The organism is Paenibacillus sp. OAE614, assembly GCF_040546645.1.
GTDB lineage: Bacteria > Bacillota > Bacilli > Paenibacillales > Paenibacillaceae > Paenibacillus_AQ > Paenibacillus_AQ favisporus.
In genome coordinates this window covers 5,982,501-5,996,996 of record NZ_JBEPOD010000001.1, presented here as the reverse complement: position 1 = coordinate 5,996,996, position 14,496 = coordinate 5,982,501, and the positions used below count along the sequence as shown (strand labels likewise).

The following is a 14,496-nucleotide window of genomic DNA, read 5'->3' as shown; positions in this document are numbered from 1 at the left end:
CGGGCAGCCTAGTTGCTGCTGCCCGTACTGCCGTTCTCCCCGGTCTCCCCGGAGGTTGTTGAATTGGTATTGGTGTTCGTGTTGGTATTGGTTGGGGCGCCTGTTTTGCCTTCGCTGGATACCGGCACCGTCTCCGGCTTGTTCATAATATCCTGAATATACTGCTTCAGCTTGCTTTCACTGGACACGGTCAGGACGGAAGCGCCGCCGACCTTTTCCTCTTTCAGCAGCTTCATCGGCGGAATTTGCTCGCTGCCGGCCATTTGGCTTTGGTAACCGACCGTAGCCAGCTTCCACATATCATTAACGGACAGGTTCGTATCTATATATGGGCTGACCTGCTCCAAAATGTTCGGCAGCTTCATGATGGACGTCGTGGACTGCATTTTTTGGGCGACCGCCTTCAGGAAGGCCCGCTGCCGCTCCGTCCGCGTGAAGTCCGATGTTGCGTCATGACGGAAACGGACGTACTGCAGAGCTGTTGTGCCGTCGAGATGCTGCTGGCCCTTTTTCAGGTCGATATCGTATTCATGGTTGTCCGCGTTGCTCGGATAATACATATCCTTCTCCACGTAAAAATCCACGCCGCCGACGGCGTCCACCAGCTTGATGAATCCTTGAAAGTCCGTATAGACATAATACTGGATAGGAATGCCAAGCAGATCGCCGACCGCCTTCATTGCCGTATTCGGTCCATGGGTAATCGCTGTATTGATGCGGTCTTGGCCGTGTTCGGGAATGTCGGTGTACGTATCGCGGAGGATCGAAAAGACATTGATGCGCTTCTTGACGGGATCCAGGGAGGCGACCATCATGCTGTCAGACCTGGGAACTTCACCTTCCTTGATGCCGCGGGCGTCCACGCCCATCAGCAGGATGTTGACCGGTTCAGTGCCTTCCCATTTGGGAGGATCGGGAACTTTGACTTCGACGGGGGTAACCGATTTAAAAGGAGAGTTTTCGGCGGACTTCTGCAATCCCTGCAAGCCATTATAAATTGATGCGAAATAATAGACCGCATAACCGATGATGGCTAATACGATAATGGCTATAATCCATAATATTGTTTTTTTCCTTGGAGTCATTCCTTTTCTTCCTTTCGCTATCCTGTTGAAGGAGAGTGCTTGTCTTCGACATGTTCAGACATTTGTAGAGTAAGGATTCATTTATTATAATTTTTTTTGACAATACAATCAATTTTACATTCTGGAAAGCATTTCACCAAGATAAAATGAACGAAAGTGTTCAATTTATATAGATGCAGTGCTTGGCCTCTGAAAGGAGAAAGTGATACATATGACACAATTTGCAGTTGGAGACATCGTTCCCGATTTTACCCTTCCAGCTTCTACAGGGGAGGAGATCACCCTCAGCAGCTTTAGGGGACGCAAGGTGGTGCTGTATTTTTACCCGAAGGACAATACGCCCGCGTGCACGCAGGAAGCCTGCGATTTCCGCGACGCACTTCCTCAGATTGAAGCGAAGGGCGCGGTCGTGCTTGGGATTAGCCCGGACGAGCTTAAATCCCATGGCAAGTTTGCCGAGAAATATAGCCTGCCGTTTCCTTTGCTGTCCGACAAGGACCATCATGTAAGCGAATTGTACGGCGTATGGCAGCTGAAGAAAATGTACGGGCGCGAGTTCTGGGGCGTCGTCCGTTCGACGTTCCTGATCGATGAAGAGGGAAGGCTCATCAAGGAATGGCGGAAGCTCCGGGTGGCAGGCCATGCCGGCGACGTCGTGTCAGTTCTTTAATTTTATGTAGCTCGCCGTACAAATATTAAAACGCAGGATCATATCTATAGGAAGTAAAGCATTGAATAGGAGCTGGGCTGCCCGGAATGGTTCGGGGGCCCAGTTTTGCTCTGCAGCCGCTCCGGGTACCGCTCTTCTAATGAAAGCGATTCCGGTAAATTTCGGGGATATTTTGAAAATGAATTGCAAAAATATATGTAAATTTATTCTTATGTTTTTATTGACACGTAAACATGTTGGTTTTAAAATAATTCGTATGCGAAATATTAAGAGACGGAAATAGAAACAGGGTGAAGAATGATTTTGGGTCCTCAAGAAGAAATTCTCGAACTGTTGTACTCTTTTCGCCAGGTCAATCTCACGTTTTACCAAATCTTCTGGAAGCATGCCGATGCTCTTGAGACCACCTGGATTCAATATCTTGTCCTGCACACGCTCCACGAGCATCCGGACATCGGACTCTCCGAGCTGGCAGATTTAATTCTTATGGGGAACAGCGCCACCAGCGGGGTTGTCAATCGGCTCGTCAAGGCCGGGCTCGTTGAACGCAGACGGCTCCAGACGGACCGGCGGTCGATCGCGCTGCGGATAACTGAGAAGGGAGATGAACTTAGACAGCAGACCGAGCAAGTCAGCATGGGCTGCCTGCTGCCTCTTTTACAGATCAAACAGGAGGACAGAAGCCATTTACTAGCGACACACCAGCAAATTATTCAGATTTTCAGCCAAAAGGGAGAGAGAGAAAGTAATTATGAATAGCAGTCAAGCTCAGTCAATGGAGCATATCCGGAAAGGGCCGATCATTGCCGCACTGCTCCTCGGCGCATTCGTGGCATTTTTGAATCAGACCTTGATGAATATCGCCCTGCCCAAAATTATGGATGATTTGGGCATTCAGCCGACGACAGGCCAATGGCTTACGACCGGCTTCATGCTGGTTAACGGCGTATTGATTCCAGTATCGGCATTTTTGATCGCGCGGTTTACAACCCGCCAGCTGTTTATTTCGGCGATGACGATGTTTTCGCTGGGGACGCTGATATGCGCGATATCACCCAATTTTGGGATACTTATGGCCGGGCGCGTCATTCAGGCGGCTGGTGCAGGCATTCTGATGCCGCTGATGACCGTCGTGTTCCTGAACATTTTCCCGATCGAAAAACGGGGCTCTGCGATGGGCATGATGGGGATCGCCATGATCCTGGCTCCGGCTATCGGACCGACGTTATCGGGGTACATCGTTGAACATCACTCCTGGCGGGTTCTGTTCTACATCATCCTGCCGGTAGCGATCATCTCCACATTAATCGGCGTATTTTTCTTGAAGAACGTAACGAGCGTTACCAAGCCGAAATTCGACTTCCTGTCGGTGGTTCTGTCGACCATCGGCTTCGGCGGCCTGCTCTATGGCTTCAGTGACGCGGGTACCGACGGATGGGGAAGCGCGACCGTTATCGCTACGCTGATTGTCGGCGCGGTAGGTCTGATCCTATTTGTTTGGCGCCAGCTCGTATCCAAGACTCCGATGCTGGAGTTCCGGATTTTCAAATACAACATGTTTACGCTGACGACGATCATTAACGTCATTATCACGATGGCGATGTACGCAGGCATGATCCTGATGCCGATCTTCCTGCAGAACATCCGCGGCTTCACGCCGCTCGAATCGGGCCTCATGATGCTGCCCGGCGCGATTCTGATGGGGATCATGTCGCCAATTACCGGCGCGGTCTTTGATAAGATCGGGGCAAGATGGCTGGCTGTTGTTGGCTTGATCATCACGGTAATCATGACCTATGAATTCAGCCGCTTGACCGTTGAAACATCGTACGCCCATCTGATCGTCATTTATACGATTCGGATGTTCGGCATGTCGATGCTGATGATGCCGATCCAGACCGCAGGTCTCAACCAGCTGCCGCGGAACATGAACGCTCATGGTACGGCGATGTCCAACACGCTGCGTACGATTTCGGGCTCGATCGGTACGGCGATTCTGGTGACGGTCATGACGAATAAAACGAAGAGTCATGTCAAGGACGTTCTTGCCGGGGGTACGGTCAATCCGGCTGACAAAGCAGCTCTGGCGAAGCTGACCGCCGATTCGATGGTTCACGGCATTAACTATGCTTTTATTGTTGCCACTTGGCTGAGTGTTGCCGCGCTGGTTCTTGCTTTCTTCATCAAGAGAACGAAGCCGCACACCGAGCTCAAGAACGAGCTTCAAGGACAAAGCGTCAGCACCGCAAACGCGGAGGGTTAATGTACTTATATTTTTAGGATGTAAAAAAAAGACGCGCACTGCATTTCATGCAGCGTGCGTCTTTTCTTATTTGTGGCAACGGGCGGGGGAAGACGTCACTGGACGGAGCTGATCGCTCCCTTGCCGTGGCCGTTCACTGTCCAAACTGCATATCAGCTGACATGCAGTTTGGACAGCAGCGAGCGCATTTTTTTGCGGTAACGGTAGAGAAGAAACCCGACAACAGCGATAATGACGGCGCCGACGATCCAGAAGGAGTACTTTTCCACCAGGTGAAAAGCGAACTTCCACTGCGGCCCGAATATCTTGCCGATGCTGATAAACAACAAGACCCAAACCAGCGCTCCGCTGTAGGCGAACAGCGCAAACTTGCGGAAGGGCAGGGCAATCATGCCGGCGAAGTAGCCGGTAAAATGGCGGACGCCGGGGATGAAATATCCGATAAAGACCAGGCTTTGCCCGTATTTGTTAAACCAGCGGCTGGCTCGTTCCAGTTTATGCTCGGAGAGCAGGAACCATTTGCCGTAGCGCTGGAGAAAAGGAAGGCCTGCCTTGAGGCCGATAAAGTATGTAATAGTCATCCCCAGGGTCGTTCCGGCAAACGCGACGATCAGCAGCCATCCGTAATGAAGCATGCCGTCGTAAGACAGGAAGCCTGCATAGGCCATCGTCGTTTCTCCGGGAAAGGGGAGGGCGATAAATTCCAATGCCAGTCCGAGAAACAGCACGAGGTAGCCGTACTGCTCGAACATCAAATGTATCCATTTTAACAATTCCAAAAGGTTTCACTCCAATTCAGGTCGGGCCCCCAAAAGATCACAACCGGATTCCACCGGACTCCAACTGGATTCCATCCGGATTCCATCCGGAAGCACGGACTGCCAAGCTCTTGAAAGATTCGGCTTTCCTTAAGTCTATTTCCACTTCTCTCACCATATAATCTACCAGAAAGCGGAACTCATAGAAATAGTGGAGGTAGAAGGTACATGGTGAAGAAGACATTCAGCGTTGTTCTGGGATCGATCGGAGTCGTTTTGGCGGTGATAGCTATCATAGTCTGCGCAAGTGTCCGGGAAGGGCGAACTTTGCTTCAGCCTTTGACGCCCTTGGTTCAGAATGCGGTCAAGACGCCTCCGGGCATTGAAGCTGCAAGGGAAAAGAGTTCTGCTGTCATCGGACGGCAAACCGATCCGGTCCATGTGGGCCAAGCGAGGCTGCTTGCTTCTAATACGACGAAGAAACCCGCTCCGGTCAGCCCCAAAACGGTGTATCTGACCTTTGACGACGGCCCCAGCGATTTAACGGGCCAGGTGCTGGATATTTTAAAGAAAAACAAGATTGGTGCAACCTTCTTTGTTCTCGGTGAGCAGGTAAAGAAATATCCGCAGCTCATTTCGCGGATCTACGAGGAAGGTCATGCCATCGGCAATCATACATATGACCATAATTATACCGAACTCTATCAATCTTTTCCTGCGTTCTGGGACCAAATCAAAGATACCGAAGAGGAGATACGGTTGATCACGGGAGAAAGGCCGCAGCTGGTCAGGGCGCCCGGGGGGACGGCCGGGCATTTTGACGACACGTATTTTAAACTGCTGCAGCAGGCAGGGTACGTCGTGACGGATTGGAACGTGGACAGCGGCGATTCCAAGCGGCGTAATGTCCCGGCTGCGGAGATCGTGAAGGGTGCCACGACGGACGTCCCGGGAGGCAAGGTAGTTCTTCTTATGCATGACGGTCCCGGCCATTCGGAAAGCATGAAGGCCCTCCCGCAAATTATTAGCTGGTACAAGGCCCGCGGATATCAGTTCGGTGTGTTGTCACCGCAAGACCCGCCGGTTCAATTTAAAGTGAATGCCACAGCCCGCGGACTGAAGCGAAGCGTGCCAAGCGCCGCCTGGATTCAGTCGCATATCGCGCAGAACGCCGCATTGTTCGAGCCTGGCAAACCGCTCCGTCTGGATGTCGGCGGGCTCGAGACCACGCTGGATACCGGCGAGTACAGCATCGTTGACGGACATTACATGGTGCCTTTGCGCGCGCTGACCGAGCGGATTGGGGGCAGTACGGCCTGGGATTCGGCCGGGGCGGCCTGGGTCGCGTCCTTGTCGGCGGACGCCGCGGTTTCGCTGCGGATCCATGCGGACACGGGCAGGCTGGAGGCGGTGGAGGGCAATCAGGTGATCTCTAGGGCGACGCTGCAGGTGCTGACGGTCAATGGATCGCTGTGGGTGCCTCTGCGCAGCTTGTTTGAAGCTTCCGGATATGCCGGAATCACGGCATCGGTTAATGAAGAGGAGCGTCGGGTCACGGTATTTTAACGGTCTGGATGCCCAATGGAGCGAATCTACGATTTTTGCAGAGGGTTTCGTCACTCTTAAAAAATGAGCCGGTGCGGCAGGTCTACTTCCTTTTCTACATGGAGAGAATATTGATAGATTCCCTGTTTTGACGGGAACAAGCCATGATTGGAAACGGAGGTTGTTACTTTGTCGACTCCATCGGTGTTTCATGATGATGTTGCCCCGGAATTATTGAACCGCGTCTTATCGCGCGTCGGATCCGTTATCGTCGGTAAAGAAAAGGAAATACGCCTTGCCCTAATATCCATGCTTAGCGGCGGCCACATTCTGCTGGAGGATGTTCCGGGAGTGGGTAAAACAATGCTGGTCCGGGCCATCGCCGCTTGCCTTGGCTGCACGTTCGGCCGGATCCAGTTCACATACGATTTGATGCCCGGCGACGTAACGGGCACTTCGATATACCATCCGCACAGCGGCAGCTTCGAGTTCCGGCCCGGGCCGGTTCTCTCCAATATCGTGCTGGCGGACGAAATCAACCGGGCTTCGCCCCGGACTCAATCCGCCCTGCTGGAGGCAATGGAAGAGCGGAAGGTGACCGTGGACGGCACCACCTATCCGCTTCCGCGCCCGTTCCTGCTGCTGGCGACGCAAAACCCGCTGCATTTCGAAGGGACTTACCGCCTGCCTGAGGCGCAGATGGACCGGTTCATGATGCGGCTGAGCCTGGGGTATCCGGAGCCGGCTCAAGAGGTAGAGCTGCTGACGCGAATGCAGCTGGAGCATCCGCTGGACGCCATAAAGCCGGTCATGCTGGCGGAAGAAATGGCGAACATGCAGCGCGCCGTCCGAGGCGTCTTCGTAGACGAGTCCATCAAGCTGGCCCTCGTCCAGGTGGCCGACGCCTCGCGCCGGCATCCGAACGTCCAGCTCGGCATCAGCCCGCGGGGGACGCTGGCCTGGATGAACGCATCCCAGGCCTCGGCCTACATGGCCGGCCGCTCTTATGTCATCCCGGATGACATCAAGGATACCGCCGTGCCGGTCCTCGCCCACCGGCTGATGCTGAACCATGCCGCGCTTCTTGCGGGGGCCAGCGGCGAGGAGCTGGTCCGGGAGCTGCAGCAGCAGCTGGTGCTGCCCGTTCACTCCCGCAAAGGAGGCCGCTTATGATGCGGCGGCTCCTCGAATGGGGGATCGGGCTTGCCGTGCTGGGCGGTCTGGTGGCCATGTACCGGCTGCACGGAGGCAAGGCCTTATGGTTCATGATATTTGTGACCTGCCTGGTGCTGGCCGGCGGCATGCTGGTTCAGCTGCTCGGTCCCCGGCAAATCCGGGTGGAACGATGCTTGCCCCAAAGCCTGATTCCGTCGGGAGAGGCCGTGCCCGTGACCATGCGGATTCATTTCCGCTCACCGCTGCCCCTCCCCTGGATGGCTGTGGAGGATTATTATACCGGCGGGAGCTTCCGCCGCGTGCTCTTTCCGGGATTTCGGCGCTCTTTAACGTATCGCTATGAGATTCCCGCTCTTCCGCGGGGGCATTACGGGTTTGAAGCCTGTGCGCTGGAATGGGGCGGCTTGTTCGGCTGGTTCCAGGGAAGGAAGGTCGTAAAGGAAGAAGGCCGGTTTATCGTGCTGCCGGAGCCGCTGCCCGTCGGACAGGAATGCCGGCCGGCAGCTTCGCTGTCTTACAGCGAAGAGGCCAGTCTTCGGCCTCCCCGGTTTGCGGACGGCATGAAGGGGATGGAGGTGCGGGAATACGTTCCGGGGGATCCGCCGAACCGTATCCATTGGAAGCACCTTGCCCGCTGGGGCCGCCTGCATACGAGCCTGCCGGAGGAAGCACAGCAGTCCTCTTACGCGGTCATGATCGACCGCTCCTTCAGCGGCTATATGCCGGCCGGCGCCCGGGCAGGCGACGTCAGCGGCGAGGCCGCTCAGCGGGGGTTCGAGACCGCCGTATCGACGGCGGCAGGGCTGCTCGTTGAAGCCGGGCGTGCCGGCGAGAAGGCGGTTCTGCTCGGCTCCGGGCTCCGTGCCGATATGCCGGGAGAAGCCGGAGGTCCCGGCCCGACGTTAAGGCAGGAGACCGGGCAAGAGGTCACCGGCATGCTCGCGGCCTTGTCGGGACTGACGTTGGCCGGCGGCATGCCGCTGCCTGCACAGCTTCAGGAAGCTGCCGGGAACTTGAAAGGCAAAAGAACGGCCGTCGTCACCGGCTATCTGACCGACGAACTGCTCCGCGCCGTATCCGGAATCATCTCCTCCGGGGGATATGTTGATATCTATTGCGCAGGCGCTGCGGAAAGAAACGACAGCAGCGATTCGGCATCGTACGCTGCGGCGGTTCACGACCCCGGCCTGTTCCGCCGGGCGGCGCTGCTTTCACGTCTGGGGGCCGGCGTATTTATCGTGCACGGCGGCCGTGTATCCCGCGTCGGTCACGTGGAGTCGAACTTCCCCGGAGAGGGGGCGGTTTAAATGGAGCAGCGGACGGATCCGCTTCTGTACAGACTCATCATCTCTCTGCCCTTTATGGGGCTATTCGCCGAATGGCTCATTCCGCTCCGGCCGCTGACAGGTTCCACGGACGACGGATTTATGACGACGCTGTTGTGGCTGACAGCGCTTCTGCTGCTGTGGGGAACCCTGCTGGCGAGGTGGACGTTTACCCTCCCGGTATACTTTGTTCTGGTCGGCGCCGCTTGGTATAACGTTTCCGGAGAGGGCCAGCCGTTTAGCTGGCTGATTTCCTGGATATCGCAATGCCGCGATGATATTCTGCTGCTGCTGTCCACCGGGCACTTTGCTGAGACCAGCTCAGAGACCCGGACGCTGGTTTTGATCGTCGGCTGGTCCTTATTGGTTTATTCCGTGCAATCGCTCGCCCTGTCGCGGCGCAGCATTTTTTTGTTCGCCGCGGCCACCCTGCTCTACCTGATATGCCTTGAGACGCTGCTCGGCATCCATATTTACGCCGATATGATCCGTACCTGCGGTTTGCTGCTGCTGCTTCAAGGGATGCTGCATCTGTCCGGACTGCGCGAGAGCGATACGTCGGGGAGGTTTGGCGGCAAGGTGTACGGCACCTGGATCGTGTCGCTCAGCCTGCTGTCCCTCCTGGTCCTCGGCGGCAGCTGGGGACTGGGATATGCGGCCGAGGCCAAGCCTCCGGGGAGGTTATCCTTGGAGCAGGCGGCCGGCCGGCTGGAATCCTGGATCCGGGACAATTACGGGGACGCCTCAGCCGCAGCCGTGACGGGCTACAACCTAAGCGGGGACGATCAGGACATGGGAATGCCCCTGAGCCAAGGGGGCCGGCTCTATTTTGAAGCGGAGAGCCCCGTCCCTACATATTGGCGCGGGGAAACGCTCAGCATCTATGACGGCCGTAAATGGACCGGCCAGGAGGCCGATTCCCGCACCCTGTTCATTCCGGGCGCGGTCCGGCCTGAAGGCTCGGATCCGGAAGCAGAGGAGCCGGCCGCTCCGATGGCCGAGTACCGGACCGTTACCCAGCAAATCATGTTCAGCCGGCCCATGACCGAGAGCTTCCCTCTCTTTGCCGGCGGCCCCATCGCCGAGGTGCTCGACCTGGAATCGAGCAGGAAATCGGTGTCCCTGACCGTGATCGCCGACGAAGATGCGGGAACGGTCAAGGTGCCGCTGATTTCGGGCGTGCCGGAAGTGAACGGCTACCGGATCAAGGCGGACATTCCCGCTGTGGATCCTCAGGTGCTGCGGGAAGAGACGGGCGCGGATCCGGCGCGGGTGAAGGACGAATACCTTCAGCTGCCGGACAAGCTGCCCGAACGCGTGAAGCAGCTGGCGGACCGGATTACGTCGGCGTCGCTCACGCGATATGACGCGGTCGTCGCGGTGGAGGACTATTTGAAAACCTACTACGCCTACACGATGGATACCCGCGTCCCGCCCCAAGGTGAGGACTTTGTGGATGACTTCCTGTTTACGACAAGGAAAGGATACTGCAACCACTTTTCGACCGCTATGGCGGTACTGCTGCGAAGCGAGGGAATTCCAACAAGGTATGTCAGGGGATTTGCCCCGGGAAAAGAGGACAGCGGCCACCCGGGACGCTATCAAATCAGCGAAGGCGATGCTCACGCCTGGGTCGAGGTATATTTCCCCGGCTCCGGCTGGATTCCGTTCGACCCGACGCCTGGATTTGCGCTGCCTTCCGACAGTGGAACGGTCCAGGCACAGGACGTCCATCCAGGGGGGACCTGGGATTGGGTTCGTGCCGCCCTCCAGTTGAAGAACATCACGCTCGGGATCGCGTCTTTTATAGCGAAGCATGCGTGGATCGCGGTTGGAGCAGCTGCCACCGCTCTGCTGCTGGCCGCCGCTGTCCGCTGCGCCTGGATGTATCGCGGCCTGATCTGGCTGTGGTGCCTGGTGTATTTATCGCGGCGGACCTTTCCGGGCAAGGAGCAGCTGCTCCGGGCGGCGCTTCCGGCCTGGAAGGGCATTACCCGCCGCTATGGCGCGGCTACGCCGGGGGCCACCGTTCGGGAATACGTGCAGTCCCTTCAGGTAGATGATGAAATGATGCGCAAAGAAATGTACGATTTTGCCGCTGAATGGGAAAAGATAGCTTATGGTCAGGTTCCCGTAAGCCGCAGTCAAGGGAGCGCTTTCCTGCGAAGATGCCTTTTGATCGCCGGGAGGCTGGCATAACTTAGGTGCTGCGGCTTCCTTGACGGTATGAATTATCGTTGCGTATAATTGATTTCATTAATTGAGGGAGGCACGGTAATGAATAAGCCAAATGAAATCATCGTTGTCCTCGATTTCGGGGGACAATATAATCAATTAATCGCAAGACGCATCCGCGATCTGGGAGTATACAGCGAGCTCTTGCCTTTTAACACGCCGATCGAGAAGATCCGGGAGCTGAACCCGAAGGGTATCGTGTTCTCCGGCGGACCGCTGAGCGTGTATGCGGAAGACGCACCCCATGTGGACCCGGCTGTGTACGATTTGGGGCTGCCGATCTTCGGCATTTGCTACGGCATGCAGATGATGGCGCAGCAGCTCGGCGGCAAAGTGGAGCGCGCGCACAAACGCGAGTACGGAAAAGCAGAGCTTGAGTTCAAACCGGACACGACGCTTACCCAAGGATTGGACAACCGTCAGGTCGTATGGATGAGCCACGGGGACCATGTCGTTGAGCTTCCGTCCGGCTTCCAGCTCGACGCGGGTACGGAGTCGGCTCCGATCGCGGCGATGAGCCATGGCGAGAAGAAGCTGTACGCGGTGCAGTTCCATCCGGAAGTACGCCACTCCGTGAACGGCAACGAAATGATCCGCAACTTCCTTTATGAAGTTTGCGGCTGTGAGGGTAACTGGACGATGGAATCCTTTATCGAGGATCAGGTTCGTGAAATCCGCGAAACCGTCGGTGACCAGAAAGTGCTGTGCGCGCTGAGCGGCGGCGTGGATTCCTCTGTCGTTGCGATGCTGATCCACAAGGCGATCGGCGATCAGCTGACCTGTATGTTTATCGACCACGGCCTGCTGCGCAAGGGCGAAGCCGAGAGCGTAATGGATACCTTTGTAGGCAAATTCGATATGAAGGTTGTCAAAATCGACGCCCGCGATCGTTTCTTGTCCAAGCTGGCCGGCGTGGACGATCCCGAGCAAAAACGGAAAATCATCGGCAACGAATTCATTTACGTGTTTGAGGAAGAGTCTGCGCGTTTTGACGATTTTGCCTTCCTCGCCCAAGGAACGCTGTACACGGATATCGTCGAGAGCGGAACGGCAACGGCTCAAACGATCAAGTCGCACCATAACGTGGGCGGCCTTCCGGAGGATATGAAATTTAAACTAATCGAGCCGCTCAAAACGCTCTTCAAGGACGAAGTCCGCAAAGTCGGCGAGGAATGCGGCCTGCCTGATGAAATCGTTTATCGCCAGCCTTTCCCGGGTCCGGGCCTTGCGATCCGCGTACTGGGCGAAGTGACGGAAGAGAAGCTGACGATCGTTCGCGATTCCGACTACATTTTGCGCGAAGAAATCGCCAAAGCCGGGCTTGACCGGGAAATTTGGCAGTACTTCACGGCTCTGCCGAACATGAAGAGTGTGGGCGTCATGGGTGACGCACGTACGTATTCGTACACCGTCGGCATCCGCGCAGTAACTTCGATCGACGGCATGACCGCCGACTGGGCCCGCATTCCGTGGGACGTATTGGAGAAAATTTCGGTGCGTATCGTCAACGAGGTGGAGAACGTTAACCGCATCGTGTACGATATCACCTCCAAGCCGCCGGCCACGATCGAGTGGGAGTAAGGTTAATCGTTATCCTTTTCAAGGTTCAAGATCCGTATCTGCTTAGGCAGGTGCGGGTCTTTTTTTGTTTTCTACATAATTTCCGGGTCGATTCCAAAAGCTAAGCCCTATATAGAATGAACTAAAGAAATGAACGTTACAGGGCCGCAGTGGGCCGTTATAACAGGAAGTTCAATGCAAAACTTTAGTTCAATCTATCTAGTTAGAGAAAATGTTCTGTATAAGGCGCCATCGTTCCATGGGAGAAATATGTAAATTTCCGAACATTGAATCATGTCACGCTCTCGATTATTCGTTTTTTCTGTTGACAAGTGCAGCTTGTCTTCATACAATGAATGATGTGAGAAACGACATATGTTCTTTCGTATAATCCCGGGAATTGGCCCGGGAGTCTCTACGAGATCACCGTAATGATCTGGCTACGAATTTAGAAGAGATGATGTCCAACTCGCAGCGCAGCTTGCCTTGACCATGGTAAGTCCAAGCTGATGCTGGCGGGATATCTCTTTCTTTCATTCATAATGTCCGGTGGTCGCTTTGCGGTCTGCCGGGCTTTTTTGTCGTTCTGACTCAAATTTCTAAGGGGGATTATTTGAAAATGGAACGGTTCTTTAAATTAAAGGAACGCGGCACAAATGTAAAAACAGAAATGATCGCCGGTCTCACGACGTTTATGGCGATGGCGTACATCCTGTTCGTCAACAATCTGTTTCTCGGGCCGGACGGTGCGGGTATCCCTCATGAAGGCGTGTTTTTCGCCACCGCAGTCGGCGCGGGCCTCGTTACCATTCTGATGGGATTGTTTGTCAATATCCCGATCGCCTTGGCGCCGGGTATGGGTCTGAACGCTTATTTTATGACCGTCGTGCTTGGATCCAATGGTCAAATTACCTGGCAGGCTGCTTTGGGCGCCGTATTTATTTCGGGTATTATTTTTATCATTCTGACGGTAACGCGCGTCCGGCAAATGCTGATGGTCGCCGTTCCGAAAAACATTAAAACCGCCATTACCGTTGGTATCGGCCTGTTCGTCTCCATCATCGGCTTTAAGCTCGCCAACCTGATTTCAATCACCGTGAACGCCGGTACCGATATCAGCAAGCCAATCGGCGGCGGAAGCTTCAACCTGGCACTAAGCGATTTCTTTACACATAAAGATGCGCTGCTTGCTTTGATCGGACTTTTGATTATCGCCATTCTGATGGTGCTGAAAGTAAGAGGGGCACTCCTGATCGGTATTATCGTAACGACGCTGATCGGCATTCCAATGGGCGTGACGGACCTCAGCGGTTTGTCCCATGCCAACTGGCTGCCTTCGTTCTCCAACCTGGCTGTCGGAGATCTGGATCTGAAGGGCGCGCTGCACATCGGATTGTTCGATATCGTCTTTATTTTCACGTTCGTGGAGTTGTTTGACACCTTTGGAACACTCGTGGGTACGACGACCCGGATGGGCATCATGAAGGATAAAGAGAAAGGCGAGAAAATCGTCGGTAAAGCGATGCTCGTCGATGCGGTCGGCGTCAGCGCCGGTGCTGTTCTGGGTACGAGCACGATCACTTCTTTCGTGGAAAGCACGGCAGGCGTTGAGGAAGGCGGACGCACAGGCTTGACGGCCATTACGACAGGCGTTCTGTTCCTGCTGTCCCTGTTCATCGCTCCGCTCGCACTGGTGGTTCCTTCGGCAGCTACCGCGCCGGCACTGATCATCGTCGGGGTGCTGATGATGAGCCAGGTTCGCAACATCGAGTGGGACGACTTCTTTGAAGCTTTCCCGGCTTTCCTGACCATCGTCCTGATGCCGTTCTCCGGCGGGATCGCCAACGGGATTTCGGCAGGGATCTTGTCCTATGTAATT

At 55.3% G+C, this 14,496-nt stretch carries 11 protein-coding genes and 1 riboswitch (1 of these 12 cut by a window edge); of the genes, 9 read left to right on the top strand and 2 right to left on the bottom strand.

Going from position 1 to position 14,496, the window contains the following annotated elements; genetic code table 11:
- Window positions 1-8 precede the first annotated feature (8 nt).
- Window positions 9-1,085 (bottom strand): LCP family protein, encoded by a 1,077-nt coding sequence (locus tag ABIE48_RS27555; RefSeq protein ID WP_145026463.1) that lies wholly within the window; start codon window positions 1,083-1,085, stop codon window positions 9-11.
- A gap of 211 nt (window positions 1,086-1,296) precedes the next feature.
- Here ABIE48_RS27555 and bcp point away from each other — a divergent pair, with 211 nt between their 5' ends.
- The 3 genes from bcp (at window position 1,297) to ABIE48_RS27540 (ending at window position 4,018) form a co-directional block, all read left to right on the top strand.
- Complete coding sequence (gene bcp / locus ABIE48_RS27550; protein WP_145026461.1) at window positions 1,297-1,755, top strand: thioredoxin-dependent thiol peroxidase; 459 nt, start codon at window positions 1,297-1,299, stop codon at window positions 1,753-1,755.
- Between the two features lie 303 nt (window positions 1,756-2,058).
- Window positions 2,059-2,514: a MarR family winged helix-turn-helix transcriptional regulator gene (locus ABIE48_RS27545; protein WP_354520049.1), complete on the top strand. Its 456-nt coding sequence runs from the start codon at window positions 2,059-2,061 to the stop codon at window positions 2,512-2,514.
- Window positions 2,507-4,018, top strand: a complete 1,512-nt coding sequence (locus tag ABIE48_RS27540; protein ID WP_145026457.1) for a DHA2 family efflux MFS transporter permease subunit — start codon at window positions 2,507-2,509, stop codon at window positions 4,016-4,018. Before ABIE48_RS27545 ends, ABIE48_RS27540 begins: the two co-directional genes overlap by 8 nt.
- A gap of 152 nt (window positions 4,019-4,170) precedes the next feature.
- On the opposite strand, the gene ABIE48_RS27535 is transcribed toward ABIE48_RS27540, so the two are convergent.
- Entirely contained in the window at window positions 4,171-4,797 is a 627-nt protein-coding gene (locus ABIE48_RS27535) for a DedA family protein (protein WP_145026455.1), read from the bottom strand.
- Window positions 4,798-5,004: 207 nt separating this feature from the next.
- Here ABIE48_RS27535 and ABIE48_RS27530 point away from each other — a divergent pair, with 207 nt between their 5' ends.
- The 6 genes from ABIE48_RS27530 to ABIE48_RS27505 all read left to right on the top strand — a co-directional run.
- Entirely contained in the window at window positions 5,005-6,342 is a 1,338-nt protein-coding gene (locus tag ABIE48_RS27530) for a polysaccharide deacetylase family protein (RefSeq protein ID WP_192715882.1), read from the top strand.
- A gap of 168 nt (window positions 6,343-6,510) precedes the next feature.
- Window positions 6,511-7,494, top strand: coding sequence for an AAA family ATPase (locus ABIE48_RS27525; RefSeq protein WP_354520046.1), 984 nt, complete (start codon window positions 6,511-6,513; stop codon window positions 7,492-7,494).
- On the top strand, window positions 7,491-8,804 hold the full coding sequence (locus tag ABIE48_RS27520; RefSeq protein WP_192715881.1) for a DUF58 domain-containing protein: 1,314 nt from the start codon (window positions 7,491-7,493) through the stop codon (window positions 8,802-8,804). The genes ABIE48_RS27525 and ABIE48_RS27520 overlap by 4 nt, the downstream gene beginning before the upstream one ends.
- The gene (locus ABIE48_RS27515; RefSeq protein WP_192715880.1) at window positions 8,805-11,021 is read left to right on the top strand and encodes a transglutaminase-like domain-containing protein; all 2,217 of its coding nucleotides are present in this window, start codon (window positions 8,805-8,807) and stop codon (window positions 11,019-11,021) included. It begins immediately after the preceding gene.
- 78 nt (window positions 11,022-11,099) lie between these two features.
- Window positions 11,100-12,638 (top strand): glutamine-hydrolyzing GMP synthase, encoded by a 1,539-nt coding sequence (gene guaA, locus ABIE48_RS27510; RefSeq protein WP_192715879.1) that lies wholly within the window; start codon window positions 11,100-11,102, stop codon window positions 12,636-12,638.
- A gap of 342 nt (window positions 12,639-12,980) precedes the next feature.
- Window positions 12,981-13,080: riboswitch (purine riboswitch) on the top strand.
- 156 nt (window positions 13,081-13,236) lie between these two features.
- A protein-coding gene (locus ABIE48_RS27505) for an NCS2 family permease (RefSeq protein WP_145027394.1) crosses the window boundary here: on the top strand, window positions 13,237-14,496 show its 5' portion. Its footprint extends 111 nt past the window's final position; only the first 1,260 of its 1,371 coding nucleotides appear in the window; it begins with the start codon at window positions 13,237-13,239; the stop codon falls past the right edge of the window.